21 protein-coding genes and 2 pseudogenes are annotated in these 25,852 nt (G+C 67.9%); 18 read left to right on the top strand and 5 right to left on the bottom strand.

Annotated features, from left to right (window positions below):
* Nucleotides 1-521 (top strand): annotated as a pseudogene (locus JZ792_RS18885) (hypothetical protein); the annotation flags it as partial.
* Nucleotides 522-599: 78 nt separating this feature from the next.
* Nucleotides 600-2,423, top strand: coding sequence for a P-loop NTPase family protein (locus JZ792_RS18880; protein WP_216911804.1), 1,824 nt, complete (start codon nucleotides 600-602; stop codon nucleotides 2,421-2,423).
* 6 nt (nucleotides 2,424-2,429) lie between these two features.
* On the opposite strand, the gene JZ792_RS18875 is transcribed toward JZ792_RS18880, so the two are convergent.
* Nucleotides 2,430-4,415, bottom strand: coding sequence for a glycoside hydrolase family 15 protein (locus tag JZ792_RS18875; protein WP_216911803.1), 1,986 nt, complete (start codon nucleotides 4,413-4,415; stop codon nucleotides 2,430-2,432).
* A 115-nt stretch (nucleotides 4,416-4,530) separates the two neighbouring features.
* On the opposite strand from JZ792_RS18875, the gene JZ792_RS18870 reads away from it, so the two are divergent.
* On the top strand, nucleotides 4,531-4,794 hold the full coding sequence (locus JZ792_RS18870) for a hypothetical protein (protein ID WP_216911802.1): 264 nt from the start codon (nucleotides 4,531-4,533) through the stop codon (nucleotides 4,792-4,794).
* A gap of 66 nt (nucleotides 4,795-4,860) precedes the next feature.
* Here JZ792_RS18870 and JZ792_RS18865 read toward each other — a convergent pair whose 3' ends face one another.
* Nucleotides 4,861-5,919, bottom strand: coding sequence for a M48 family metallopeptidase (locus JZ792_RS18865; RefSeq protein WP_216911801.1), 1,059 nt, complete (start codon nucleotides 5,917-5,919; stop codon nucleotides 4,861-4,863).
* Between the two features lie 318 nt (nucleotides 5,920-6,237).
* On the opposite strand from JZ792_RS18865, the gene JZ792_RS18860 reads away from it, so the two are divergent.
* The gene (locus JZ792_RS18860; RefSeq protein ID WP_308165357.1) at nucleotides 6,238-7,008 is read left to right on the top strand and encodes an alpha/beta hydrolase; all 771 of its coding nucleotides are present in this window, start codon (nucleotides 6,238-6,240) and stop codon (nucleotides 7,006-7,008) included.
* A 13-nt stretch (nucleotides 7,009-7,021) separates the two neighbouring features.
* On the opposite strand, the gene JZ792_RS18855 is transcribed toward JZ792_RS18860, so the two are convergent.
* Nucleotides 7,022-7,570 carry a DUF2441 domain-containing protein gene (locus JZ792_RS18855; RefSeq protein ID WP_216911798.1) on the bottom strand — a complete coding sequence of 183 codons (549 nt, stop codon included), beginning with the start codon at nucleotides 7,568-7,570 and terminating at the stop codon, nucleotides 7,022-7,024.
* A 142-nt stretch (nucleotides 7,571-7,712) separates the two neighbouring features.
* Nucleotides 7,713-8,561, bottom strand: a complete 849-nt coding sequence (locus JZ792_RS18850; protein ID WP_216911797.1) for an alpha/beta fold hydrolase — start codon at nucleotides 8,559-8,561, stop codon at nucleotides 7,713-7,715.
* A gap of 250 nt (nucleotides 8,562-8,811) precedes the next feature.
* Between JZ792_RS18850 and JZ792_RS42085 the strand changes: the two are divergent.
* The 4 genes and pseudogenes from JZ792_RS42085 (at nucleotide 8,812) to JZ792_RS18825 (ending at nucleotide 12,411) form a co-directional block, all read left to right on the top strand.
* Nucleotides 8,812-9,737 (top strand): annotated as a pseudogene (locus JZ792_RS42085) (FAD-dependent monooxygenase).
* Nucleotides 9,738-9,860: 123 nt separating this feature from the next.
* On the top strand, nucleotides 9,861-10,301 hold the full coding sequence (locus JZ792_RS18835) for a hypothetical protein (RefSeq protein WP_216911793.1): 441 nt from the start codon (nucleotides 9,861-9,863) through the stop codon (nucleotides 10,299-10,301).
* Between the two features lie 100 nt (nucleotides 10,302-10,401).
* Nucleotides 10,402-10,752, top strand: a complete 351-nt coding sequence (locus tag JZ792_RS18830) for a hypothetical protein (protein WP_216911791.1) — start codon at nucleotides 10,402-10,404, stop codon at nucleotides 10,750-10,752.
* Nucleotides 10,753-10,812: 60 nt separating this feature from the next.
* Nucleotides 10,813-12,411: a GMC oxidoreductase gene (locus JZ792_RS18825; RefSeq protein ID WP_216911790.1), complete on the top strand. Its 1,599-nt coding sequence runs from the start codon at nucleotides 10,813-10,815 to the stop codon at nucleotides 12,409-12,411.
* Between the two features lie 8 nt (nucleotides 12,412-12,419).
* Here the strand turns inward: JZ792_RS18825 and bla are convergent, their stop codons facing one another.
* Entirely contained in the window at nucleotides 12,420-13,310 is an 891-nt protein-coding gene (gene bla / locus JZ792_RS18820) for a class A beta-lactamase (RefSeq protein ID WP_216911818.1), read from the bottom strand.
* Between the two features lie 241 nt (nucleotides 13,311-13,551).
* Here bla and JZ792_RS18815 point away from each other — a divergent pair, with 241 nt between their 5' ends.
* The 10 genes from JZ792_RS18815 (at nucleotide 13,552) to JZ792_RS42680 (ending at nucleotide 25,595) form a co-directional block, all read left to right on the top strand.
* Complete coding sequence (locus tag JZ792_RS18815; protein WP_216911789.1) at nucleotides 13,552-14,427, top strand: LysR family transcriptional regulator; 876 nt, start codon at nucleotides 13,552-13,554, stop codon at nucleotides 14,425-14,427.
* On the top strand, nucleotides 14,424-15,323 hold the full coding sequence (locus tag JZ792_RS18810) for a serine hydrolase (RefSeq protein ID WP_216911788.1): 900 nt from the start codon (nucleotides 14,424-14,426) through the stop codon (nucleotides 15,321-15,323). Before JZ792_RS18815 ends, JZ792_RS18810 begins: the two co-directional genes overlap by 4 nt.
* Before the next feature lie 90 nt (nucleotides 15,324-15,413).
* Nucleotides 15,414-15,503 carry an Ms4533A family Cys-rich leader peptide gene (locus tag JZ792_RS43215; protein ID WP_332873269.1) on the top strand — a complete coding sequence of 30 codons (90 nt, stop codon included), beginning with the start codon at nucleotides 15,414-15,416 and terminating at the stop codon, nucleotides 15,501-15,503.
* Nucleotides 15,504-15,696: 193 nt separating this feature from the next.
* Nucleotides 15,697-16,743 carry a sulfate ABC transporter substrate-binding protein gene (locus JZ792_RS18805; protein ID WP_216911787.1) on the top strand — a complete coding sequence of 349 codons (1,047 nt, stop codon included), beginning with the start codon at nucleotides 15,697-15,699 and terminating at the stop codon, nucleotides 16,741-16,743.
* A 185-nt stretch (nucleotides 16,744-16,928) separates the two neighbouring features.
* Nucleotides 16,929-17,777, top strand: a complete 849-nt coding sequence (gene cysT, locus JZ792_RS18800) for a sulfate ABC transporter permease subunit CysT (RefSeq protein ID WP_216911817.1) — start codon at nucleotides 16,929-16,931, stop codon at nucleotides 17,775-17,777.
* Complete coding sequence (gene cysW / locus JZ792_RS18795) at nucleotides 17,774-18,580, top strand: sulfate ABC transporter permease subunit CysW (protein ID WP_216911786.1); 807 nt, start codon at nucleotides 17,774-17,776, stop codon at nucleotides 18,578-18,580. The genes cysT and cysW overlap by 4 nt, the downstream gene beginning before the upstream one ends.
* Complete coding sequence (locus JZ792_RS18790) at nucleotides 18,577-19,572, top strand: sulfate/molybdate ABC transporter ATP-binding protein (RefSeq protein ID WP_216911785.1); 996 nt, start codon at nucleotides 18,577-18,579, stop codon at nucleotides 19,570-19,572. Before cysW ends, JZ792_RS18790 begins: the two co-directional genes overlap by 4 nt.
* A 703-nt stretch (nucleotides 19,573-20,275) precedes the next feature.
* Nucleotides 20,276-21,277, top strand: coding sequence for an AurF N-oxygenase family protein (locus JZ792_RS18785; protein WP_216911813.1), 1,002 nt, complete (start codon nucleotides 20,276-20,278; stop codon nucleotides 21,275-21,277).
* A 13-nt stretch (nucleotides 21,278-21,290) separates the two neighbouring features.
* Nucleotides 21,291-22,883 carry an FAD-dependent oxidoreductase gene (locus JZ792_RS18780; protein WP_216911784.1) on the top strand — a complete coding sequence of 531 codons (1,593 nt, stop codon included), beginning with the start codon at nucleotides 21,291-21,293 and terminating at the stop codon, nucleotides 22,881-22,883.
* Nucleotides 22,884-23,456: 573 nt separating this feature from the next.
* A complete protein-coding gene (locus JZ792_RS42680) occupies nucleotides 23,457-25,595 on the top strand; it encodes an Hsp70 family protein (RefSeq protein WP_216911782.1) in 2,139 nt (712 codons plus the stop codon).
* Nucleotides 25,596-25,852 lie beyond the last annotated feature (257 nt).

Below are 25,852 nucleotides of genomic sequence, written 5' to 3'. Positions count from 1 at the left end.
CGACACAGCCGAGCACCCCGGACGACGATGTGACGACGCCGGGCACCGGCGGTAGCGGTGCGGGGACGGGCACCGGCGGTGCGGGCACCACCCAGCCGAGCGCGCCGACCCACACCCGTCCCTCGGCCGAGGTGCCGAGTGCCGAGGTGCCGAGCGTGTCGCTCCCGACCCAGACGCAGCCGTCGAGTCCGCACAATATTCCGACGCAGGCACCGCTGCCGACGGCGGATATCGATGTGCCGAGCGTCGATGTGCCGACGGTGCAGATCCCGACGCCCGATCTGCCGACCCCGGCTCCTGCCACCCCGGTCAAACCACTGCCCGTCGCTCCCAACGGACGGCCCGTCAGTGATCAGCTGGATTCTTCGCACGGATACACTGCCACACAGTTCGTGCCGGAAGCGGACCACTCGGCGGTTTTCGCCGCAAGTGGCCTGTCGACCGGTCTGCTACCGGAAACCGGACTGTACGGCGATACGGACGCGGTCCACGGCACGTTGGACCATCACCTGTTGTTCTAGCGGGACAGCGGTGCGAACGTCGGGACACGCCAACAGGTGCCGTCTCACCGAGATCGTCGATCAGGGTTAGGAGGAGGCTTGTCTGCCGCAGCCGGGCTGGAGTCCGCGACGGTGAAACACCCGGACGCGATGGCGCCACTCATCCGGATCCTGGACGAACTGCGGGAGATGACCCGGGCGGCGGGTCGCGACGATCTCACCGGCCGCCTGGCCATGGTCAGAGCGCGCGTCGGTGATCCACGGGTGCGCCTCGTGGTCGTCGGCGAACCGAAGAACGGGATGAGCACCCTGGTCAACGGCTTGGTCGGGGCGCAGGTCAGCGCCACCGACAGTGCGCTGAGCGTGCCGGTGATCGCCGAATACGGATCGAGATCGACCGCGACGCTGGTGCGATCGATCGGCGGCGGGCGCACCGAACGGGTGCCGGTCGATCCGCTCGACCCCGAGCCCGCGTTGCGCGCCGAGGGCGTGATCCGGGCCGAATTCACCGAGCCGAGCCCGCTGCTGGCCGACGGCGTCGTGGTGATGGACGCACCCGGCGCCCCCGTCGACGAGCACATCACCTGGTCGATGATCGCCGCCGCGGACGCGGTGCTGTACGTGGTCGACGCGGGCCGCGAACTCGGCGCCGAACAACTCGGGTATCTGGAACGGGTGCGGCAGCTGTGCCCGACCGTCATCTGCGTGTTGAACAAGATCGACATGTACCCGCACTGGGCCCATATCCAGCAGCGCGACCGGGAACTGCTCGACGGGGCGGGCCTGAGTTTCGCGGTCGCGCCGGTCTCCGCGCTGCTGCACCGGCAGGCGACCTCGTCCGGCAACTACCAAGGGGCCGGGAACTACCAGCGCGATATCGAATCGGGGATGCCGCAGCTGATCGATCACCTGCGCGACTACGTGGTGGCGCGCGCCGATACGGTCGCGCTGGAATCGGCCGTCCGCGATATCCGGCTGGTGAGCGATCACCTTGCCATGACGCTGCACAGCGAGGCCGAGGCGCTGCGTGATCCGCGTCGCAAGGCACAGATCACCGAACAACTCGGCGCGGCCCGCGATCAGGCCGAGCAGCTGCGTCAGCGGACCGCCAACTGGCAGGTCACCCTGGTCGACGGCAGCACCGAGCTGATGGCCGATATCGAACACGATCTACGCCACCGGCTACGAAGCCTGGTGCGCGACGCCGAAGCCGAGATCGTGCAGACCGATCCGGCCCGCGGCTGGAAGGAATTCGCCACCGATCTCGACGCGCGGATCTGCGAGGCGGTCGAAGAGAATTTCGTGATGGCGCACTACCGCTCGGTGGAACTGTGCGAGCAGGTCGCCTCGAAGTTCCCGGCCGACAACAGGACTCCGGCGCTGGCCGATCTGCGCCTGGAGAATCCGGGGGAGGTACTCGGCTCGGTCGCACCGCTCGAACCGCTCGAGAGCGCGAAAGCCGGTGTGACGCAGCAGTTCCTGTCCGGTCTGCGCGGCTCCTACGGCGGTATTCTGATGGTCGGTCTCGCCACCAGCCTGCTCGGTATGTCGCTGGTGAACTGGTATTCGGCGGGCGCGGGTGTGCTGCTCGGCGTGAACGCGCTGTGGGACGACCGCAAGAACCGTATCCAGCGTCGTCGGGCCGAGGCCAAGGTCGCGGTCGCGCGTCTGATGGACGACGTGATCTTCCAGGTGAGCAAGGAATCGCGTAATCGTCTGCGCGCCATGCAACGTTCGCTGCGCGACCATTTCACCGATATCGCGACCGAGACCATGCGCACCGCCGACGACGCCCTGCGCGCGGCGGAGGAGGCGTCGGGCAGATACGGCGACCGTCGCGAGGACCGCATCGCCGAACTCGACGGCAAGATGGGCGAATTGCGCGGTGTCCGGGATCGCGCCGACCGGCTGATCGGCGTGTGAGCCGCGTCAGCGCGGGTGGTTCGCCGGTGTGTGGGCGGGCTGGAAATTGCCCGCGGGGTGCGACTCCTCGGCCCTGATGACGTGGGTGACGGCATTGATCAGCGCGAGATGGGTGAACGCCTGCGGGAAATTGCCGAGGTGACGTCCACTGCGCGAATCGATCTCCTCGGCGTAGAGCCGCAGCGGGCTGGCGAAGCCGAGCAGCCGCTCGCACAGATGCCTGGCCCTTCGCACCTCGCCGATCTCCACCAGCGCCGACACCAGCCAGAACGAGCAGATGGTGAAGGTGCCCTCGGATCCGGTCAACCCGTCGTCGGTGGTCTCGGTGCGATAGCGCAGGACGAGTCCGCGTTCGGTGAGCCGGTCGGCGATGGACAGCACGGTGGCGCGCACCCGGTGATCGTCGGGCGGGAGGAATCGCAGCAGTACCACCAGCAGCAGCGAGGCGTCGAGGGTGTCGCCGCCGTAGACCTGGGTGAAGACGCCCTCGGAATTGACGCCGTTGGCGAGGATGTCGTCCTTGATCTCCTCGGCGATCCCGTACCACTCGGTGGCGCGCTCGATCTGGCCGTGCATCTCCGCCAGTTTCGCGCCGCGATCCAGTGCGACCCAGCACATCACCTTCGAGGAGGTGAAATGCTGCGGTTCGCCGCGCACCTCCCAGATACCCCGATCGGGTTCGCGCCAGCGCGAGATGGTCGCGTGCACCTGGCGTTCCAGTAGCGGCCAGAGGTTCTCCGGCACCTGACCCCGGGATTTCACGTGCAGGTACACCGCGTCGAGCATGGTGCCCCAGATATCGTGCTGGTTCTGGTTGTAGGCGCCGTTGCCGATCCGGACCGGGCGCGCGCCGTCGTATCCGCGCATATGGGGCAGTTCGACCTCGGTGAGATCGCGCTCGCCGCCGATGCCGTACAGCACCTGTAGCGGTACCGCGTCGCCGTTGTCGCCGGTGGTCGCGTCGTTGAGGAAGGCGAAGAAATCGTCGGCCTCACGATCGAGACCGAGGGTGTACAGGCCCCACAGCGCGAAACTGGAATCGCGCACCCAGGTGTAGCGGTAGTCCCAGTTGCGTTGACCACCGGGGGTTTCCGGTAGCGACGTGGTCGCCGCCGCCATCAGCGCGCCGGTCGGCCGGTAGGTCAGGCCCTTGAGGGTCAGCGCGCTGCGCTGTAGATAGTTGCGCCATGGGTGGTCGGGGAAATTGCCGAGGGTGATCCACTGCCGCCAGCATTCGGTGGTGGCCCACATCTTCTCGGCCGCGTCCGCGAAGGTTTTCGGCGCGGGCAGTTCCGACCAGGTCAGCGCCACGAAGACCTGATCGCCCTCCTTCATGCGGGTGCGCGCGCGGGCTTCGCAACCTTCCACGCCCAGACGCAGATCGGTGGTGAGCACCAGCGTCGGACCGGCGCTGGGGTCATCGCCCCTGACCGCGGTGGCCTCCTCGTAGACCTTGCCGGTGTACTCCCAGCGCGTGGGCGCGCGGTGGTAGTCGAAGGCGGGCTCGCAGCTCACTTCCAGTTCCACCGTGCCGTTGACGCATTTGACGGTGCGCAGCAGCATGTGTTCGGCGTCCCAGTCCATCGGGGTGCGACGGTGGGTCTTGCTGCGCTGGTCGTTGTTGTGCCAGGTGCCGAGCACCAGCGCGTCGCGCACGATCAGCCAGCCGGTCGCCGTCTGCCACGTGGTCTCCATGATCATCCCGCCGGGCAGGTAGCGCCTGGCGGCCGGGACATTGGTGCCGTACGGGCCGACCCGGAAATGTCCCGCGCTGCGATCGAGGATCGCGCCGAAGATGCTGGGGGAGTCCGGGCGGGGCACACACATCCACTCGACCGCCCCGTTGCTCGCGATCAGACAGGTCGTCTCGCAATCGGACAGGAACGCGTAGTCGTCGATCGGAGGGAAGGCGCCGTGGTGGGCCCCGGTCAGCGCACTCGGCACGGGCAGGTCGTCGGGCTCATCGATTGTCAGATCATCGGTTGACGCCATACCCCATCTTGAGTCGCCTGGGGCTCGCCGTCCACCGCGCGCGCCGAACTCCGCCGTTAGCGGCCCGATCCGGTCGCGTGTCCTGATCCTCAGGTTCGCCGACTAGGCTGGTGGAGTGCATCGCATCGCAGGTTGGTGGGACGGCTTCGAGCTCTGGATCGCGGGGTTGCCGTTCCTGCCGCAGTTCCTGGTGGTTCTGGTCGGCATCGTCCCGATCAGCTTCGCCATCGCTTTCGCGCTGGACCGCGCCCTGCGCACGGTCTCGCGTCTGATCGGCCGCGACCGGGTCGAGGCCCAAGCCATCGCCGCCGCCGAACGGGCCATGCTGGCCCCCGCCGCCGTCGAGATCCGTGATCCCGCGCGGAGCGGGGCCCGTTGATGCCGCGCTCGCGCGTTCAGTTGGCGCTGGTCGGCCTGCTCGTGCTGGTCGTCCTGGCCTGGTTGCTCACTCGCTGATGCCGCCGCGCCAGTCGTTGAGACGTTTCCCGATCTTGGTCACCGTGTCGCCGACTTCCTGACCGACGCTGTCGACCACCGAGCCGACATCGCGACCGAGGTTGCGCACCGTCCGCACCAGCGCGTCCTCGGACTGGTCGAAATTCTGTTTGTAGGCGCGGGCGGCGGCCTTGACCTCGTCGCTGATCCTGACGTTCCTGTCCTGGTCGCGGCGCGGATAGTCGCCGCCGACGATGCGGTCGTATGCACCGGACTGGATCCAGCGGCGCAGTTCGGCGGCGCGCAGCACCGAGAACGGATGCGACTGCAACTCCAGGTTCAGCAGTTTGAGCACTCCGTCGCGCAGGTCGCCGGAGCGGTCGTAATCGTCGGCCTGGGCCAGGAAAGCCCCGTGGTTCATCTCCTCGACCCAGGTGCCGCCCGCCGTCTTCATGTGCACCCGCACGGAGGCTTCGACGTCCTGCCCGCACAGCAGGCCTGCCCGGTCACCGGACAGCTCCGATTTGCGACTCCATTCCATCAGCGCCGCGACGATCGCGCGTAAGGCCCAGCCGCCCACCGGCATCCAGCCGATCGAGGCCGAGATCCGCAGCAGATGCATGAGCATGGTCCGGTACACCGCGTGCCCCGACAGCGCGTGCCCGAGTTCGTGGCCGATCACGAAACGCAGTTCCTCGGTGTCCATCAGGTCGATCAGCCCGGTGGTGAGCACGATGAACGGCGCGTCCATCCCGATGGTGAAGGCGTTCACCTCGGGACTCTGCAAGACGAACATCTCCGGTGTGGTTTGCGCGTCGAGAATGCCGACGCAGTCCTCGCGCAACTGGTGCAGTGACCGGAACTGCCGCTCGTCGACCCGGACGGCGGTGGCGAGATACATCAATCGGTGCTGACGTTCCCGCAACAGCCCCGACAGTGTGCGCAGGACCGAGTCGAAACCGGTGAGCGAGCGCAGCGTCACCAACGCGGTCCGGTCGGCGGGGTGCTCCCACGCCCGAGTGCTGATTCCCGGCATGCGTGTCCTGATCCGGTCCGGGCTGGTGATCATGGGATCGAATTCCCCCTCTGTCCCTGGTTTCTCGTCGGCTCCCAGTCTGCCTGGTGAGGCCGACGACCTCCACCCGTCGACGGACCCCGCCGGAGATTCTGGCGGCGTGTTTGTTTCACCGGCTCGGCCGCGCGGTATCTCGAAACTGTGAGGGGTTACAGGCTTTTGGCAGTACTGGTAGGTGTTCTCGTCGCCGGACTTCCGGTTTCCGCAGGTCCAGGGCGCGCGGCGCCGGCGCAATCGAGGGTCGTCGGCGAGGAATCGCTCGGCGGTTCGGCCTCGCGGATCGATGTGTATTCGCCGTCGATGGATCGGGTGGTGAGCAACAGGGTTCTCCGCGCCGTGGACGGTCCGGCGCCGACGCTGTATCTGCTCACCGGAATCGGTGGCGGGCTGGACGGGATCTCGTGGTGGGACGACACCGATGTCCGAGAGTTCTTCGCCGACAAGCACGTCAACGTGGTGATGCCGATCGGTGGCGCCTACAGTCTCTACACCGATTGGCTCGCCGACGATCCCGCGATCGGCCGCCATCGCTGGCAGACCTATCTGACCGAGGAACTGCCCGCCGTACTCGATCCCGAACTGGGCAGCACCGGCCGCAACGCGGTGGCCGGTGTGTCGATGAGCGCGGGTTCGGCGATCGATCTCGCCATCCAGGCGCCCGACAGGTATCGCGCGGTGGCCGCCTACAGCGGCTGTCCCTGGGCTTCCGACGCCGCCGGGGTCGCGCTGGTGAGCGCGCTGGTGCTGCGCGGCGGCGCCTCACCGGCGAATATGTGGGGCGCGCCCGGCGGGCCGGTGTGGCGTGCCCACGACGCGTACGTCAACGCGGGCGCGCTCGCGGGCAAGGCCGTATATCTGTCCTCGGCGTCCGGGACACCGGGCCCCATCGATCGGGGCGGGGCGTCGTTCCCTCCGGTCGAGGCGATCGCCGACGCCTGCACCGGCGCGTTCGCGGGCAGACTTGCCGATGTGGGTGTGGCCGCCGTGCATGTCGACCGACCCGAGGGCGCGCACACCTGGGGACAGTTCGAGACCGACCTCCACGATTCGTGGCCGCATCTGGCCCGGGCGCTCGGCGTGTGATGGCCTGCGGCCCTCAGAGTTCCACCCTGGTCAGCACGGTGACCGGTGGTGTCAGCAGCACTTCCCACAGTGTGCGCCCGAAGAATTCGGCTTCGCGCCCGGATCGCGGATGCGGCTGCTGCGACCAGTACAGGTCGGCCCATCGCAGGCAGTTCTGCATCGGACCCGCCCGCATCAGCGACATATCGGCGCGGAAACCTTCGACGTCGGTTTCGACCAGCCACAACCCGGCGTCGTATCCGCCGTATCGGGTGACGAATTCGGTGACGTCTTCGCGGGTTTCGAAGGCGAAGATCGATTGGAACCGGGACGGCGCGTTCGGATACCGGTTCAGGCGAACCCAGTCCCACAGCAGTTCCAGGCCGGTGTCGCGGTCGGCCACCACGTGGGTGATTCCGGTCCGGTCGACGACGTCGACGCGGAAGTGCCCGGTGAGGTAGCGCCTGCCGTGCGGGGAGACACCCGTGGGGAAGGCCGACCGCGTCGCCGGGTGGTCGCCGAGTCCGAGCACGGCTCCCCGTGTGAGGGGTCTGCCCCTGTTGAGGTGGAAGTAGGTCGGCATACCCTCACCGCTCTCCCGAGATCCTCGGTCAACGGTACCGCCGATACTAAACGCGCACAGTAGTTCTGGCGAGGATTCGCACCGAGCACGGCGGCCGGGGTGGATGCGGGTTCGGCCGCGGTGGACGGCGCCCGCCTCGGTCTCACGGCGCGGAGGCGCCGTGAGCCTCGCGCAGGAAGGGCAGGAGCAGGTCGGCGACGGCGGCCGGATCGTCGGCGAAGGGCCAGTGCCCGAGACCCGGCATGACCTCGATCCGGCTGTTCGGCCAGATCTGGGACTGGAGGTGGGCGTGGCGGGCGGGTAGCCACGGGTCGGCGCCGCCCCACAGCACCAGTGTCGGGACGGCGGTGGGCAGTGTGGCCAGGGATCGCGTGAGCATGGCCGCGGGATCGCGCGCGGCCCGGTAGAGGGCGAGCACGGTCGCGCGGGTGTGCGCGTCGTAGTTGTCGTACATCCGGTCGATGAACTCGACGGGCAGTCGGGGGTTCGCGCGGCGTAGCAGCAGGCGCATACCCGCACGGTTGCTGACCTTCTGGACGAGTTCGCCCAGAACCGGGGTCTGCCAGACGCGCGCGTACATGTGCCACCGGTAGTCCGGCATCGCGCCCGCGTTCATCAGTGTCAGCGAGGCGAGTCGGTCGGGATGGGCCGCGGCCCACGCCAATCCCCACGGCACCCCGAAATCGTGGGTGACCAGGTGTGCCCGGATGATCCCGAGACCGTCGGTGACCTTCTCGAGGTAGGTCAGGTAGTCGCCTTCGACGCGATGGTCGAATCCGGGAAAGGTGCGCGCGCCGCCGAAGCCGGGCATGTCGAAGGCCACGGCTCGGGCGAAATCCCCGGTGTGCGCGACGAATTCGGTCCAATCCGCGGCACTGCCCGGTGAGCCGTGCAGGAAGACCACCGCCTCCGCCGCGTCCGGGTCACCGGCTTGCAGCAGGTTCGCGATGACGCCGTGTCCGAATACCTGCCCCGTGTCGATCCTGCCCACCCTCGCCCGCCTTCGTCCAGGTCACGTCGCCGTGCTTCCGATCGGCGACCGCACGTGACCGAGCGTATCGACGCGAGGGGCCGCCGACATCGTGCCGCGAGAGGGTTCGTTCTCCACCCCCGGTAGGAGTCGCGGCCTGTCACGGCGCGGAGGGCCACCGCGCCACGGCGGATGTTCAGCTAACTTTCGGCATATCGCCGAGTAAACTCACCGCTTCACCCAGGGAATACTCGAGTCGAGGCGGTTTCGCATGGTCGACACGGAGGTGATCGTCGTCGGCGCCGGTCCGGTCGGACTGACCGCGGCCGTCGAACTGGCCCGGCGCGGCGTGCGCTGCCGGGTGATCGACGCGTTGTCGGAGCCGCCGCTGTACGCGAAGGCGGTGGGAATCCAGCCGCGCACCGTCGAGGTGTTCGAAGGACTCGGCGTGCTGCGCGAGGTGCTCGACGCCGCCGAGCAGATGCGAGGACAGATCGTCTACGTCGACGGCGCGGAGGTGGCGCGTCTGGAACTGACACTGCCGCCGGGAATTCCGTACCGGTTCGTCGGGCTCCCGCAGTATCTGACCGAGCGGATTCTGTGCGATCGACTGGCGACGACGGGCGTCACCGTCGAAGCTGGTCCTCGGTGTTCCGCATCAGTCATCGGATGGTCGACACCTACGGTCGTGGCAGGGTTTTCGTCGCGGGCGACGCGGCCCACATCCATCCGCCCACCGGCGCGCAGGGGATGAACACCGGAATCCAGGACGCGCACGGGCTGGCGTGGAAACTCGTGGCGGCGGTCGCCGGTGTCGACGCCCCCGGGTTGACCCGCGCGGTCGCGGCTTTCGCCGTCGATCTGTTCTCGTTGCTCGCCGGTCCCGACCACACGCTGCTGCTCTACGCGGGTGAGGATGTCGACCTCGACGGTCTCGGTGCGTTGGAGCGGTTGGCCGCCGCCGCGCGTGTGGCCGCGCACGGACGGCTCGACAGCTATCTCGTCGCGGCGCCCGGCGCGGCGGTCGAGACGACGCGGTTGCCGGTGATCCGGGACAGCGGAACGGATTTCGCTCGGGTCTACGCCGCGGTGAGCGGTGCCGCGTACGTGGTCCGGCCGGACGGCTACCTCGGATACGTGCACCGAACCCCCGACCTGGATGACGTGACGAGTTATCTGAAGACGACGTTTCGCTGAATTCTTCCCGGGTACTCGTAATCCCTCCGGATTCGACCGCGAGGATTCCGCGCAGCGTTTAGGGTGCGTTCTATCGTGACGTCGAAACCTGTCGGCGGAACGCACCGCGAGAGGGGACGTGTGGTGCCGATAATTCGGTCACGCGCCGCGACCATCTGTTGTGCGGCCGTCTTCCTGGCCGGATTCGCGACATCGGCCTGCGGTGACGCGGACGCGGGCTCGCAGTCCAGGCCCGCCGCCGGTTCGTCGAGCACCATGGCACTGCCCTCGTCCCAGGCGATTTCCGCCGAACTGGCCGCGGCGGGCGTCAACGAGACGGTCACCCAACTGCTGTACATGGCCGCGATCCGGACCGATTACGCCGCGGCGGGCGGTACCGCCCTCTCGCGCCAGGCGATCGAGGCCCTGGCGTACACGAAACTGATGGATTGCCGGGCCGTCACCACGGGGGCGCAGACCTGGGAAACGATTCTGACGCGCGAGATCGCGGCGGGTGTGACGGTGGAGAACGCGACGGAGTTGAATACTTTCCTCCGCACCCAGTTCTGCCCGCAGGTGCGCTGAGCCCTCGCGCACGGCATCGATTCGCGGCGGAATATCTCACCTCCGGCGTCGATTCAGGGAGCTTGTCACTGTCGCGCCCGACGCGTGCGCGGGTGCGAAGATGTTGCTGCGCAAGCGTTCCGCCTGGTATCGGGGTTCGCCGACGCCGACGAGCGCCGTGGTGGCATGCGAACCGGTAGGTTTGCCTCTTGACGCAATCGTTATCTTCCCGCAGACTAACCAAACCACCGGACATTACTGTCCGGTAATGACCTCGGATTTCGTCAGTGTGGAAGGAATCTCCTTGGCCAGCAATGATTTTGCCGCGCGTTATCGCGGGCGGATGGGTTGCCGAGGACTCCACGAAATCATCGGGGTCGCGCACGACGGCGATGACGAACAGGATGCGCCCGATTCCGCGCAGACCGACCCGCACCCTTCCGTCCGGTGCGGTATCAGACGCCGAAACTGATTCCGGTCCGGCGCGTTCTGCTCTTTCCGGACGCCCGCTCCCTTTCACGAAAGTGTGTCCATGTCTTCAATCACGCGCCGGTCACTGTTGACCGGAGCTGTCGCGGCAGGCGTCATGGTCGCCGCCGCCGGTAATTCCAGTGCCACGAACGGTATCGCGGCGCGGGTGAACAACGTCCCGCTCACGCGTGAGGAACACCGCGTCGTCGTCATCGGATCGGGCTTCGGCGGTGGTGTGACCGCGCTGCGCCTGGCCCAGGCGGGCGTTCAGGTGCTGGTGCTCGAACGCGGTCTGCGGTGGCCGACCGGCCCGAACGCCGACACCTTCCCCCGCGCTTCGGCCCTGGACAAACGGCTGCTGTGGTACAAATCCAGCCCGAATCTGTTCGGTACCCCGCTGCTGTTCGAGCCCTACGCCGGACTGATCGAAGCGGTGCCCGGCGAGAATATGACGACACTGTGCGCCTCCGGCGTCGGCGGTGGGTCACTGGTCTACCAGGGCATGTCGTTGCAGCCGAACGAAGCCGTGTTCAACACCCACTTCCCGCAGGAACTGGACTGGAAGCGGATGGACCGCGTCCACTACCCCCGGGTGTCGAAGATGCTCGGGCTGGCGACCGCGCCCGACGAGTTGATCGCCAGCCCGCAGTACGCGGCCGCACGCGCCTTCGCCGAACGGGTGCGCGCGGCCGGGCTGCCGCTGGAGAAGATCCCGATGCCCATCGACTGGAACTACGCCCTCGCCGAGATCCGTGGCGAGATGCGCGCGTCCTATACCAACGGCGACGGCGCGATGGGCGTCAACAACGGCGGTAAGCATTCGGTCGATGTCACCTACATCGCCGCCGCCGAGGCGACCGGCAAGGTGCAAGTCGAGACCCTGCACCAGGTCACCGATGTCGAACGCGCGCCCGACGGCCGCTGGACCGTGCTGGTGGAACGGCTCGACACGACCGGCAAGGTGCTGGAGAACAAGGTCATCACCGCGGGCACGCTGGTGATGGCGGCGGGCACGATGAACACCACCCGCCTGCTGATGCGCGCCGGAGCCAAGGGCAAGATCTCCGGTCTGCCCGACGCGCTCGGACAGAACTGGGGTTCCAACGCCGACCGGATCTACGCCTGGAACAGCTTCAGCGACGATTTCGGCACCGTGCAGGGTGGGCCGGTGGTCTACGGCAGCAAACTCTGGGACGACGACCCCTACGCGGCGCATACCGTCATCCAGGCCTCGCTGCCGCCGCTCGGTCTCGATACCAAGAGCACCGTGGTCGTCGGCTACGGCGTGAGCACCGGACGCGGCAATTTCGTCTACGACGCGGCGGCCGACGACGCGGTCCTGCACTGGCCCCACGAGGGCGACAGTGATATCCAGGTCAATCACATCGGGCCCACGGTGAACAAGATCGTCGGCCCCGGCAGCACGCTGATCGATACCAACGCGCTGTTCCCCTCCACCTGGCATCCCCTGGGCGGCGCGAGTATGGGCTCGGTCTGCGATCTCGACGGCCGGGTGCTCGGTCAGCGCGGCCTCTACGTCCTCGACGGTGCGCTCATGCCGGGTAACACCGCCGCGTGCAACCCGTCCATGACGATCGCCGCGGTGGCCGAACGGGCGCTGGACAATCTCGTGGTCCAGGACGTCGGCTCGGTGATCTGAGCGCGAGCTCACCGCTCGCTCGACGGAAATCCCATGGCCCGCAACGTGACCCGGGTCGCCTCGGCGACCAGCGCGTTGTCGGCCGTGGCCTGCTGCTCCGATTTGGTGGTCAGCACGGTGATGACGAGCGGCGCCCGTCCGGGAGGCCAGGTGACGGCGACGTCGAGCGCGGAACCGTATGCGGGAGAACCGGTTTTGTCGCCGACCTGCCACTCGGCGGGAAGGCCCGCGCGAATGCGTTTACCCCCGGTGGTGTTGGCGATCAGCCACGACGTCAACCGCTCGCGCTCGGGTGCGGCGAGGACATCGCCCACCACCAGGGCGCGGTAGTCGGCGGTGAGCGCGGCCGCGGTGGTGGTGTCGCGTTCGTCGCCGGGAATCGCGGTGTTCAACTCCGTCTCCCAGCGGTCCAGCCGGGAAGTCGTGTCGCCGAGGGATCGCAGGAACGCGGTGAATCCCTCCGGTCCGCCGAGGAGTTTCAGCAGCTGATTGCCCGCGGCGTTGTCCGACAGCGTGATGGCCGCCTCGCACAGCGCGGCGACGGTCATCCCGGTGTCGACATGTTTCGAGGTCTCCGGCGAGGCGTCGACGATCTCGCTCGCGGCATAGTGGATCACCTGGTCGAAGAAGCCCGACGACAGCGGATGGTCGCGCAGCAGTGCGCCGCACGCGAGACCTTTGAAGGTGGACGCCATCGGGAAGCGTTCACCCTCGCGATAGGCGACGACGCGACCGTCGCCGGTGTCGACCGCGTAAACCCCCAGTCGCGCACCGGCCTTCGATTCGAGCTCGGCGAATGCCGAGGACGGTGCGGCGGAGATCGTGGTGGTGGCGAGGCCGGTGGTCGCCGAATCGGTGGTCGCCGAATCGCTGTCGGAACCGCACGCGGCGGTCACCATCGTCGATACCGCGAGTGCGACGGCGACGAGGTGCCGACGGCGCGGCCGGAAGCGGGCCGATACTGAGAGAGTCACCGCCGCAGCCCACCATCGCGACGCGGCCGAGGGCCAATATCGCACGACGGTCCTGACGAGTCGGCCTCGCTATCGTCGCAGGCCCGTGCCGATGGATCGGCCGTCGTGCCGGTCGCCGCTCTCGTGACGAGCCGGTCGACCCCGGCCGCCTTGGTTCAATGGCCCTATGGATCTGATCCGCCACCTCCGCTTCTTCGTCGCCGTCGCGGACGAGAGGCATTTCGGTAGGGCGGCGGCCGCACTCGAGATGACCCAGCCGCCGTTGTCGCAGGGGTTGCGGCGGCTGGAACGTCATCTGGGCGTCGAGTTGGTCCACCGGACCCGCCAGGGCGCGGTACTCACCTCGGCCGGGACGCGACTGCTCCCGCGCGCGCGACTCCTGGTCGACGACGCGGCACGACTGCTGGCCGAATCGCACCGGATCGCCGACGCGCGCGGCGCGGTGCACTGGGGCGCGACCTCGGCGCTGCCCGATCGGGTGGTCACCGCCTGTGTGACGGCGTTGCGCACGATGTCCGGCGCGGGCGCGACGGTGTCGACCACCGTCGACAGCACCGTCGACCTGGTGGCCAGGGTGCGCGAGGGACTGTGCGATGTCGCGGTCGTCGAACATCCGGCCCTGCTGGACGGCGTCGAGGCCGGGCCCGTCGTGAAACTGCCGCGCTGGCTGGTCGCGCCCGCCGACCACCGCAGTGTCGGCGCCGAACATCCGAATTTCCCCATGCTGTCCGGGTTGGCCTTCGCGCACGCGCCGCGTGCGGCGAATCCGCCCGCCTACGACACCGTCGTCGATCTGCTGCGCGAGCGCGGCCTGGACGCGCCGATGGTCACCGTGCGCGACGACCGCGCGCTGTTCGCCGCCGTCGCGGCCGGTAGCGCGTTCGGCTTCACGACCGCGCCACCGACGTCGACGCCGGGGGTGAGCTGGCTGCGGATGGCCCCGCGGGCGATCGCGTTGCGGGTGCGCGTGGTGCGCGGCACCGGCGCGCAGACCAGTGCCGACGCCGTCGACCGGGTGCTCTACCGGGAGCGGGTGCGATGAACACGGTCGAGGATCGGATACGGGCGGTTTTCGCGGACGCGGGGTGCTCGGGTTGGCTGCACGCTCGCCGATGTGACGATTCCACCGGCGAGATCTCGGTCGACGGGCACTCGCGGGTGGTCAGCGCGTCGGTCTACAAACTGCCCCTGTTCGTCGCCTTCTGCCGCGGGGTCGACGCGGGCCGTATCGATCCGGCGGCCCGGCTCACGGTATTGCCCTCGGACTGCACACCGGGGCCGACCGGTATCGCGGTGCTGCGCGATCCGGTGACGATGAGCCGTCGCGATCTGGCGACCTCGATGATGACCGTCTCGGACAACGCGGCCGCCGATGTCCTGCTCGGCGAGATCGGGCTCGGCGCGGTCGAGGAATTGCTCGCCGACCTCGGTCTCACCGAGACGCGGGTGGTCGGTGGCACGGCCGATCAGTACCGCAGCCTGGTCCGCGATACCGACACCCACAGCACCGCCGAGGCCTTCGCCGCGCTCGCGGACAACGACGAGGCGTGGTCGGTCTCGGCCTACGACCCCTCGTACACGAGCGCGACGACGCCGCAGGAGATGACGCGCCTGCTGCGCGCGATCTGGACCGGGGCGGTGCTCTCGCCCGAGCAGACCGATTTCGTGAGATCGGTCATGCGCAAGCAGCCGTGGTCGCATCGGATCGCCTCGGCGTTCCCGCATCGCGGGGTGAGTGTGGCGGGTAAGACGGGCACCATCGGGGTCATCCGCAACGAGGTTGCCGTGGTGGAGTTCCCGGGCGAATATCCGGTCGCGGTCGCCGTGTTCACCCGCGCGGCGCGCGCGGACCCGGTGCTGCCCGTGGTCGACGCCGCGATCGCGGAAGTGGCCAGGATCGCCGTCACGGATCTGCGTCGTCCGCTCCCCGACGCGTGACAGCGCCGCAGGTCATGGGATGAAACCGACGGTTGATACAGAAATCTTTCTAATTCGAACTCGAGGTTGAAGCTCTGCTACAGTCAGCCGGTGTCTTCGAGTGCCGTCCCGCTGGTCCGCCATGAATTGGCGTTGATCGCTGTCGGTAACCTCGCGGTCGCCGACATTCTCTGTCGCTGATCGGCGACCGAGCATGTCTGCGCCCTCTACTTCGTAGACTGGCGTGCACCTTTTCGCAGACCTGTTCGTCCCGACGGCCCGCCGGGGCCGAGTCGCGCCACTGCCGTCGTTCGCGCGGTAGGTCTACCCGACACATCTTTTGTCTGTCACCACATCTGTCCCGGTGACGATCCGCAGGAAAGGGTTCATCCCGATGTCTCGCAAATCTTGGCTCAGTCCGCGCCGCCGCTATGCCGCCGCCGCGCTCACCGCGGTCGCGGTAGCAGCCCTCACCGCATGCGGCGGTGGAGCCAGTGACACGGTGGGCGGCGGTGGGGCCGACGGGAGCGGTGGCACCCTGAACCTGTACGCCTACGCCGTGCCCAAGCCCGGCTTCGACAAGGTCGTCCCCGAGTTCAACAAGACCGACGCGGGTAAGAACGTCGTGGTCAACGGCTCCTACGGCGCCTCGGGTGACCAGTCGCGCAAGGTCAAGGACGGCGCCGAGGCCGACGTCGTCAACTTCTCGGTCGAGCCCGACATCACCCGCCTGGTCGACGCGGGTCTGGTCGACGCGAGCTGGAACGCCGACGCCAACAAGGGCATCCCGTTCGGTTCGGTCGTCGCGATCGTGGTCCGTCCCGGCAACCCCAAGGGCATCAAGGACTGGGACGACCTGCTCAAGCCGGGCGTCGAGGTCGTCACCCCGAACCCGTTCAGCTCGGGTTCGGCCAAGTGGAACCTGCTCGCCCCCTACGCGGCCAAGTCCGACGGCGGCAAGAACCCGCAGGCCGGTCTGGACTACCTGGGCCAGCTGGTCTCGCCCGAGCACATCAAGGTGCAGCCCAAGTCGGGTCGCGAGGCCACCGAGACCTTCCTCCAGGGCACCGGTGACGTCCTGCTGAGCTACGAGAACGAAGCGCTGTTCTCCGAGCGCAAGGGCGACAAGATCGAGCACGTGATCCCGCCGCAGACCTTCAAGATCGAGAACCCGGTCGCCGTCCTCAAGAACAGCAAGAACCCGGAGAAGGCCGTCGCGTTCCGCGACTTCCTCTACACCCCGGCGGGCCAGAAGGCCTGGGCCGAGGCCGGTTTCCGTCCGGTCGATCCGACCGTCGCCAAGGACTTCGCCAAGGATTTCCCGACCCCGCAGAAGCTGTGGACCATCAACGATCTCGGTGGCTGGAAGACCGTGGACAAGGAGCTGTTCGCACCGAACACCGGCTCCGTCGCCGTCATCTACGACAAGGCGACCAAGTAGCTCGTCCGAGCCGCCAGGGGAGTCAGCGGCGGAACCCGGCTCTCGCGCGACCGCGCGGGGGCCGGGCACCGTCGCGGAGGAACACGGGATACTGAACGACTGTGACTGATAGCAGCACCGCCGAGACCGGGCCCGCGCCCGATCTCGACGGCACCGAGAGAGTGAGCGGTTCCGTCGCTCCCGTCATCGGCAAGCCGCCGCCGGCCCGCACCGGCCCGCGACTGCCTTCCTGGCTACGTGTCAGCGGTTCGGTGGGCCCGCTCGGCATCGCCACCGCGGTGTTGTGGCTCAGCATCATCGTGCTGTTGCCGCTGGCCGCGCTGACCGTGACCTCCTTCGAAGACGGCTGGTCCGGCTTCTGGGACGCGATCACCGCACCCGCCGCGCTGGACTCGCTGCGCATCACGATCCTCGTCTCGGTGGTCGTCGCCCTGATCAACGTGCTCATGGGCACGTTGATCGCCTGGGTGCTCGTCCGCGACGAATTCCCCGGCAAGAGCATCGTCAACGCGCTGATCGACCTGCCGTTCGCGCTGCCCACGATCGTGGCCAGCATCGTGCTGCTCTCGCTCTACGGCCCGCAGAGCCCGATCGACATCCACCTCAACGCGACCCAGCCGGGTCTGATCGTGGCATTGGCCTTCGTCACCCTGCCGTTCGTGGTGCGCTCGGTGCAGCCGGTGCTGATCGAGGTCGACCGCGAGGTGGAACAGGCCGCGCTGTCACTCGGCGCGAACAACTGGACCACGTTCCGGCGCATCGTGCTGCCGACGCTGACACCGGCGATCATCAGCGGCGGCGGTCTCGCCTTCGCCCGCGCCATCGGCGAATACGGTTCGGTGGTTCTGATCGGCGGCGCGATCCCGCGCAAGACCGAGATGGCCTCGCAATACATCCAGAAACAGATCGAGATCGATCGCCCGATCAACGCCGCCGCGGTGTCGGTGGCGCTACTGGCGATCTCGTTCGTGAGCCTGCTCGGACTGCGGCTGCTCGCGGACCGCAGCGCGCGTAAGGAACAGGCGAGCCGATGAAACTCTCCGCGCTGACGCGCATCTCGCTGCGCACGGTCGCGCTGGCCTACCTGTTCATCCTGCTGGTGCTGCCGCTGATCATCATCCTGTGGCGCACCTTCGAGGACGGTATCGGCGCGTTCTTCGATTCCATCACCACACCGGCGGCCGTCTCGGCCTTCCAGCTCTCACTGCTGATCGTGCTGATCGTGGTGCCGCTCAATGTGGTGTTCGGCATCGTCACCGCGATCGCCCTGGTTCGCGGCAGATTCCCCGGCCGCAATCTGGTCCAGGGCATCGTCGACCTGCCGTTCGCGGTGTCGCCGGTCGTGGTCGGTGTCGCGCTCATCCTGCTGTGGGGCGCGGGCGGCTGGTTCGGTGGTCTCGAGGACGCTGGTCTGAAGGTGATCTTCAACCTGCCGGGCATGGTGATCGCGACCATCTTCGTCACCCTGCCCTTCGTGGTGCGCGAGGTGGAGCCGGTACTGCACGAGATCGGCGACGACCAGGAGCAGGCCGCGGCCACCCTCGGCGCGTCACGGTGGCAGACGTTCTGGCGGATCACCCTGCCCGCGATCCGCTGGGGTCTTACCTACGGCGTGGTGCTGACCGTGGCCCGAGCGCTCGGAGAATTCGGCGCGGTGATCATGGTCTCCTCCGCGCTGCCGGGTCAGTCGCAGACCCTGACACTGCTGGTGCACGGCCGCTACATCAACGACCACAACAGCTTCGGCGCCTATGCCGCCGCGACCCTGCTGATGGGCATGGCCCTCGTAGTCCTTCTGTTCATGACCCTCCTCGAGCGTAAGCGGGGCGCCAAATGATTACCGTGACCAGCGCGAAGAAGAACTACGGTTCCTTCGCCGCCCTCGACGACGTCTCCCTGGAGATTCCCTCCGGCGAACTGACCGCGCTGCTCGGCCCTTCGGGCTCGGGCAAGTCGACGCTGCTGCGTTCCATCGCCGGACTCGAATCGCTGGATTCGGGCACGGTCGTCATCGCCGAACGCGATGTCACCTTCATCCCGCCGCAGAAACGCGATATCGGTTTCGTCTTCCAGCACTACGCCGCGTTCAAGCACATGACCGTGCGCGACAACGTCGCCTTCGGCCTGAAGATCCGCAAGCGTCCCAAGAACGAGGTCAACAAGCGGGTCGACGAATTGCTCGGCATCGTCGGGCTCGACGGTTTCCAGCACCGCTACCCGGCCCAGCTCTCCGGCGGCCAGCGTCAGCGCATGGCCCTGGCCCGCGCGCTCGCGGTCGACCCGCAGGTGCTGCTGCTCGACGAGCCCTTCGGCGCGCTCGACGCCAAGGTGCGCGCCGACCTGCGTACCTGGCTGCGCAGGCTGCACGAGGAAGTCCACGTGACGACCGTGCTCGTCACCCACGACCAGGAGGAGGCGCTCGACGTCGCCGACCGGATCGCGGTGATGAACAAGGGCCGTATCGAACAGGTCGGCAGCCCCGAAGACGTCTACGACCGCCCCGCCAACGAATTCGTGATGTCGTTCCTCGGCGCGGTGGCCCGCCTCAACGGCCACCTGGTGCGCCCGCACGACATCCGCGTCGGCCGCGACCCGAGCATGTCGCAGGCCGAACACGAGGGCACCGCCGAGTCGGCGGGCGTCACCCGCGCCACCGTCGAACGCGTCGTGCACCTCGGATTCGAGGTGCGCGTCGAAATGCGCAACGCGGCGACCGGCGATCTGTTCGCCGCCCAGGTCACCCGTGGCGACGCCGAGGCGCTTCGCCTCGCCGACGGTGAGACGGTGTACGCGCGCGCCACCCGTATCCCGGAGCTGCCCGCGCAGTAGTCCGGCAGTCGTCGCCACCGCCCGGATGCCGGAAGGCACCGCTGCTCGATCCGCGCGCGACAGTTTCATCGGACGTGAGCAGCCTCCGGTAGGCGGTGGGCCGAATCGCACCGAGCATTGCCTCGCGCAGCAGTGGGCCACGGCGTACACGCTCGGGTGGTCCCTGAGTTCGGCATGCCGATCGAGCCGAATGGTGAGCAGCCGGACATCGGTGCGCCTGTAGAAGCTATGCGAGTGGGTGAGTACTGGTCACCCGATTCGTCGGCGCCACCTACGTGCCGCGCTCGGTCCTCGTCGCCGGGGCGTGGAAGCCTCGTATCCGACTGCCCTCGGGCCGGGAGTGCGCATCGATGTGAAGGCCGTGCGGGCGCCACCCTTCCGGTACGAGGCGTCATCTCGAGGGACGCCCCGGCCTGCGGAGAGGGGCGGGTTTCCGGCACGGAGTGACCCATTGCGTGTGGACGGCACTTCCTAGCCGGGTGCGCGAGTGCGCCAGTCGGCGCAGACTCCGCGCCGGAATCGCTGATTCGGGCCTGCGCTAGCTGAATGCGAACACTCCTGCAAGCAGTCCGATCATGGGTTTGACCGGCGGATATGTGGTAACCGCTCGCGTAGGGCGGTGACAGCCGGGTTGACGCCTCTCGATGTTGGTGTAACTATTGGACACAGGAAACCGGTCCCATGAGGAGAGGCAGTGACGACGATGTCCGCAGCCGTGACGTCCGCCATCGATCCCGATCTGGCGAAGGCTCAGGAATACGCATCCAAACTGCTGCTGTTGTCGGAAGGCTCCGTCAACCGGCACTTCGATCCTTTCGAGGACATCGACTGGGATCACCCGGACTTCGACGTCGACGCGGGCCCGCATCGCTGGATCCTTCCGGTCTCCGGTGACGCGCTCGGCCGCCACCCCTGGTACCGCGCGCTCCCGGACGAGCAGAAGATCGCCATCGGCAAATACCGCCAGGCCAATGTCGCCAAGGTCGGTCTGCAATTCGAGTCGATCCTGATCAGCGGCATGGTGACGCATAATTTCGGGCTGCCCAACGGCTCGCCGGAATTCCGCTACTGCTCCCACGAGATGATCGAGGAGCACAACCACACTCTGATGTTCCAGGAGATGGTGAACCGCATCGGCCTCGACGTGCCGGGCATGGGTCCGCTGGTCTCGAAATTCAAGTACCTCGGCGCCCCGGTGGCCGCGCTGTTCCCGAACCTGTTCTTCATGGCGGTGCTCGCGGGCGAGGAGCCCATCGACCACATCCAGAAGGCGATCCTGCGCTCCGGTGAGGAAGTGCACCCGATCATGCGCGGTGTGATGGCGATCCACGTCGCCGAGGAAGCCCGCCACATCTCGTTCGCGCACGAATTCCTCGAGCAGCACGTGCCGGAACAGAACGCCGCCAATAAATTCGTGCTCTCCCTCGCGATGCCGATCGTCATGTGGATTCTGGGCCGGTCGATCTACACCCCGCCGCGGTCGTTCTGGAAGGAATTCGACATCCCGGACCATGTCCGCAAGGAACTGTTCTACGGAACCCCGGAAGCCAAGCGGGAATTCGCCGACTTCTTCGGCGATGTGCGGACCCTGGCCAGGAACATCGGCCTGATGAACCCCATCGCGCGCGGCGTGTGGAAGCTGTTGAAGATCGACGGCCACACCACCCGCTACCGCTCGGAGCCGCTGCGCGGCAAGGCAGCCTGAGCGGTACACCGACATGCCCTACGTCGTCACCCAATCCTGTTGCAGCGACGCGTCCTGCGTCTACGCCTGCCCGGTCAACTGCATCCATCCCACGCCCGACGAGCCCGACTTCCTGTCGGCGGAGATGCTCTACGTCGACCCGCAGGCCTGTGTCGACTGCGGCGCGTGCGCCAGCGCGTGCCCCGTCGACGCCATCACCTCGTCGAAGAAGTTGACCGAGGAGCAGAAGCCGTTCATCGAGATCAACGCCGATTTCTATCGGCGGTCCCGGCCGCGCCCGCTGCTCGCGATCCCGGTGCCCGCCGCTGAGATCGACGCGGGAGGGGAACCGCTGCGGGTGGCGATCGTCGGCTCGGGACCGTCGGCGATGTACGCCGCCGACGAATTGCTCACCCAGCCCGATGTCTCGGTGACCGTCTTCGACCGGCTGCCGATGCCCTACGGCCTGGCCCGGCACGGTGTCGCTCCCGATCACCGCCGAACGCGGCAGGTGGCCGACCTGTTCGACGTGATCTCGGCGCAGCCGGGATTCGGCTCCTACCTGAATGTCGAAGTGGGCGAGCACATCTCCCACGACGAACTGCTCGCGCATTTCCACGCGGTGATCTACGCGGTCGGCGCGTCGTCGGACCGGAAACTCGGCATTCCCGGCGAAGGTCTGCGCGGTAACGTCTCCGCCACCGATTTCGTCGCGTGGTACAACGGCCATCCCGACCACGTCGACGACGAGTTCGACCTGTCGAACCCGCGCGTGGTCATCGTCGGCAACGGCAATGTGGCGCTGGACGTCGCCAGGATCCTCACCGCAGACCCCGAAGAACTGGCGCGGACCGATATCGCCCCCCACGCGCTGCGAGCCCTGCGGGCGAGCCGGATCGAGGAGGTCGTGATCCTCGGCCGCCGCGGTCCGGCCGAATCCGCCTTCACCGTCCCGGAATTCGTCGGTCTGCTCGGCGCCGACGTGGATATCGCGATCGAGGGTGAGCTGCCCGACTACGGCGTGGAACTGCCCTACCAGGTCGAACAGAAGCTGAAACTGCTGCACGCGGTGCGGAACCGGCCCTTCGGCGCACGCAAGCGCATCGTCCTGCGCTACCTGTCCTCGCCGGTCGAGATCCTCGGCCCCGACGCGGCGACCGGTATCGAGGTGGTGCGCAACGAACTCGTCCTCGGTGAGGACGGTCGGGTCGGCGCGGTCGCGACCGGGGACACCGAAAGTCTCGACGCTGGACTCGTGCTGACCTCCGTGGGTTATCGAGGAGTGCCGTCGGCGGGTATGCCGTTCGACGACCGTGCCGGGATCATCCCGAATCTCGCGGGGCGGGTCCTCGAAAAGCCCGGCGGCGCGGTACTTCCCGGCGGATACGTCACCGGGTGGATCAAACGCGGTCCCACCGGCTTCATCGGCACCAACAAATCCTGCGCGCAGGAGACGGTGCGCGCGCTCGCCGAGGACTTCAACGCCGGACTGCTGCGCGAACCGACCGGCAGCGCGGCGGAATTCGACAGTCTGGTCCGCGCTCGCCGTCCCGCGGTGCGCGCGAGCGGTGCCGTCCTTCGGCCCGCGCGCGGTCTGCGGCGACTGCTGTCGCTGTCTCGCGCCTGATCACACACCGGCACTCGTCGTCCCGGTGCGGTACGGAATTCTCCTCTCCGGATTCCGTGCCGCACCCGGGCGACGAGTGCCGGTTTCGTGTGTCCGCCTCCGGTCACCCGTGTGGCCGAATCCTCGACATGATGTCGCGTTCGATTCCGTCCATCGTTCGGGTCTCGCTGTCCGAATCGTGAAGATCGACGGGCGAGCTATGGTGTGGTTACCGACCGGTCGGTGCGTGCTGTCCTATTCCCGACGTCGACTCCGTGACGGTTTGCGAATCCTGCGGAGTGCGGAATTCGATGGCTGAGAAGTAGCGGAACCCGGTACGGCACATCGGTTTTCCTGCGAGACGGTCGCCTTGATCTCACTGCTCGAAACCGATCTACCAGTATCTTCATGCTCGTATCAACAGGATTCGCAGGATTCATACCGAAATCGCATCCCTGATCACCGAGTGGCAGCTAACCTGTGTGAGCTGTTTGGAAGACGACCGCGGCCACATGGGTGGACATGTGATGGACGTGGTCACGGTGCGTTGACGGGATAGCGATGACTACAGGGCTGGGTTTCAGCATTGGTTCAGTGAACTCCGTATCGGCCACGCTGAGCGGGGAACGCCTACGACCGTGGGTGCGGACACGGCGCACGGCACTGATCTACGACAACACCGGCAACAGCGGCGGCGCGGGCACACTCCGATTCGACACGGCCGTCACCGAATTCGCGGATCTGAGCCTCGATCCGGAGCCGGTGAGCGTCGGCGGGCGGATCTACTCGCCCGCGAATCTCGTCGCGGCGGTGACCAACGAACTCATCGCCGCCTCCGAGCCGAGCGCGGGCGTCGTGACGACCTATCCGGCGGTGTACTCCGACAAACAGGTCGCGCTGCTACGCCAGGCGCTCGACCTATCCGGTGCGCGCGACGTTCTGCTCGTCCCCGAAGCCGTGGCGGCGGCCGAGTGGCTCGACCGCGAGCGCGGCCCGTTCGAATCCGGGTTCGTCCTGGTCTACGACCTCGGCGCCAACAGCCTCGATATCGCGGTAGTGCGCGTCGGCCCGGACTGGCCGGACCATCCGATCATCGGAAAACCGGTGCGCTCACACGAATTCGGCGGCAGGCCGCTCGGCGCCATCATCGCCCGCTACGCGCGCGGCGCCACACCGGACGGCACGACCTCGTCGATAGCGCCCCGTGACGCCCGGGATCTGCGTATCGCGCACATCAGGAAATCCTTCGACCTCGTGCGATCCTGCGTCCGCGCCAGCGGCCGCACCATGGCCGATATCGACCGGATCCTGGTCGTCGGCGGGGCGGCCAGGCCCGCCGAGGTCGCCCGCACCGTCGCCGAACTCGGCAGACCGGTGGTGATGTCGGCGGATCCGGGCCAGTGCTGCGCGGCGGGAGCGGCGCATTTCGCCGCCCGCGTCTTCGCGCCCGCCGATATCGGCGGACACCGCACCCCGAAGGTCGGCGTATTCTCCAGCGCCGCCGTCGCTTCCGCGCTCGCCATGTCGGCGGCGACGGTATTCGGCGGACCCGGGGACCAGGGTATGTCCCCCGTATTGGAAATCCTGCCCGGCGCGGAAACATTCGCCGACGGTCTGCTCTACGACCCGCACGGTGATTCCGCCCTCGACCGGGTCGTCCGGCAGGGACTTCCGCTCGCGGGGACCACGGCCGCACCGGTCGGCAACGGACCGAGTCTCGCCGCATTCGCGCGCACCGTCCCGATGGGTCCCTCGATCGCCGAATCGGGTCGTGCCGCGCGTCCCGACCCCAGGTCCTGCTGCGCGCACCTGCGTGACGGCAGGCTGTACGCCGATCCGGCACATTTCGTGAATCCATTGCCCTTCAACGCCCTGAACACCGCGCGTACGGTATCGGGCAAGCCGATCTCCTGGCCGGACGAGCGGGAGGTCCCACGCGTGAGCCTGCCCGGCGAGAGCACGGATAGTTCCGGCACGCCCCGGCATTCGCAGACGGCAGCCGATCCCGGCGCGGGTAGCGGCGCGCCGTCGGGCACGGGCGGCGGTGGTGCGTCCGGTGGAGCCGGAAGTGTCGGTGGTGGAGCGTCATCGGGGACAGGTGGGGCCGCCGATTCGGGCGGCGGAGCGAGCGACGGCCAGCAGAATTCCGGCGAATCGGGTGCGCCTTCCGGTGACGGTGATTCACCGACCGGAGCGCACGGTTCCGACAGTGCGGGTTCGGGCGGTGCGGGTTCCGGCGGTGCCGGTTCGGGTGCGTCCGGCGGCGGCCCTTCCGGGGGTGGCGCATCCGGTGACGGGTCAAGTGGTGGCAGCGGCGGATCCGGGATGTCCGGTGGCGGTGCGTCCGGTGGCAACGGCGCACCGGGCTCGGCCGGATCCGATTCGGGCGGAGCGGGTTCCGGAACTCCCGGCGGTGCCTCCGGAGGCCATCACCCCGGTGGTGGCGCGTCGGTCGGCGGTTCACCGGGCGCTTCGCCAGGCGGAACAGCCCCGGGCGGCGTCGGCCCCGGCGGATCGAGGCCGGGAACTTCGGCGGGTGCCGGAAACCCGGGAGGCGGTGCATCCCCCGGTGGCCCGTCGAGCCGCTCATCCGCCGGCGGCGGCAACGGTGGCCCGTCCTCCTCGGTGGGCGGATCCCGCGGTGGCCTCGGCGGTGGCCCCGGTAGCCCCGGCGGCCCCGGTGGCGGAGGAGTGGGCGGAGGCATGGGCGGCGGTGGCGCGCGCGGCCGATGATCCTACGCACGGCCTGCATCGGCACCGGTGGTGGAGGCGCGCGGGTGATGATGCTGCGCACGGATTTGCCCGGGCACAGGTGGTGGCGATGGCTGGTGACGGTGCGGCGATCGTGCAGCACACAGATTTGCCTCGCTGCGGGTAGCGGATCGAGTGGTGGAGACGCGTGAAAAGCGATGTTGTGGCGCAGGCCGACCGCCACTTTCACCCTCCGAGCCTGTGACCGTGGCGGGTGGTCGCCCGATGTGCGCTCGTAC

It is taken from the genome of Nocardia noduli (assembly GCF_019038455.1).
Lineage (GTDB): Bacteria > Actinomycetota > Actinomycetes > Mycobacteriales > Mycobacteriaceae > Nocardia > Nocardia noduli.
Note: the sequence above shows the minus strand (reverse complement) of the source record. Positions and strands in the feature narration are given on the sequence as shown.

Bases quoted from the DNA above. Each gene is read 5' to 3' on its own strand.
- JZ792_RS18785 (WP_216911813.1), top strand. From the start codon at position 20,276: ATGTCCGCAGCCGTGACGTCCGCCATCGATCCCGATCTGGCGAAGGCT.
- JZ792_RS18815 (WP_216911789.1), top strand. From the start codon at position 13,552: ATGGATCTGATCCGCCACCTCCGCTTCTTCGTCGCCGTCGCGGACGAG.
- JZ792_RS18875 (WP_216911803.1), bottom strand. From the start codon at position 4,415: ATGGCGTCAACCGATGATCTGACAATCGATGAGCCCGACGACCTGCCC.
- JZ792_RS18830 (WP_216911791.1), top strand. From the start codon at position 10,402: ATGTTGCTGCGCAAGCGTTCCGCCTGGTATCGGGGTTCGCCGACGCCG.
- JZ792_RS18865 (WP_216911801.1), bottom strand. From the start codon at position 5,919: ATGATCACCAGCCCGGACCGGATCAGGACACGCATGCCGGGAATCAGC.
- cysW (WP_216911786.1), top strand. From the start codon at position 17,774: ATGAAACTCTCCGCGCTGACGCGCATCTCGCTGCGCACGGTCGCGCTG.
- JZ792_RS18805 (WP_216911787.1), top strand. From the start codon at position 15,697: ATGTCTCGCAAATCTTGGCTCAGTCCGCGCCGCCGCTATGCCGCCGCC.
- JZ792_RS18825 (WP_216911790.1), top strand. From the start codon at position 10,813: ATGTCTTCAATCACGCGCCGGTCACTGTTGACCGGAGCTGTCGCGGCA.
- JZ792_RS18780 (WP_216911784.1), top strand. From the start codon at position 21,291: ATGCCCTACGTCGTCACCCAATCCTGTTGCAGCGACGCGTCCTGCGTC.
- JZ792_RS18855 (WP_216911798.1), bottom strand. From the start codon at position 7,570: ATGCCGACCTACTTCCACCTCAACAGGGGCAGACCCCTCACACGGGGA.
- JZ792_RS18810 (WP_216911788.1), top strand. From the start codon at position 14,424: ATGAACACGGTCGAGGATCGGATACGGGCGGTTTTCGCGGACGCGGGG.
- JZ792_RS18790 (WP_216911785.1), top strand. From the start codon at position 18,577: ATGATTACCGTGACCAGCGCGAAGAAGAACTACGGTTCCTTCGCCGCC.
- bla (WP_216911818.1), bottom strand. From the start codon at position 13,310: ATGGTGACCGCCGCGTGCGGTTCCGACAGCGATTCGGCGACCACCGAT.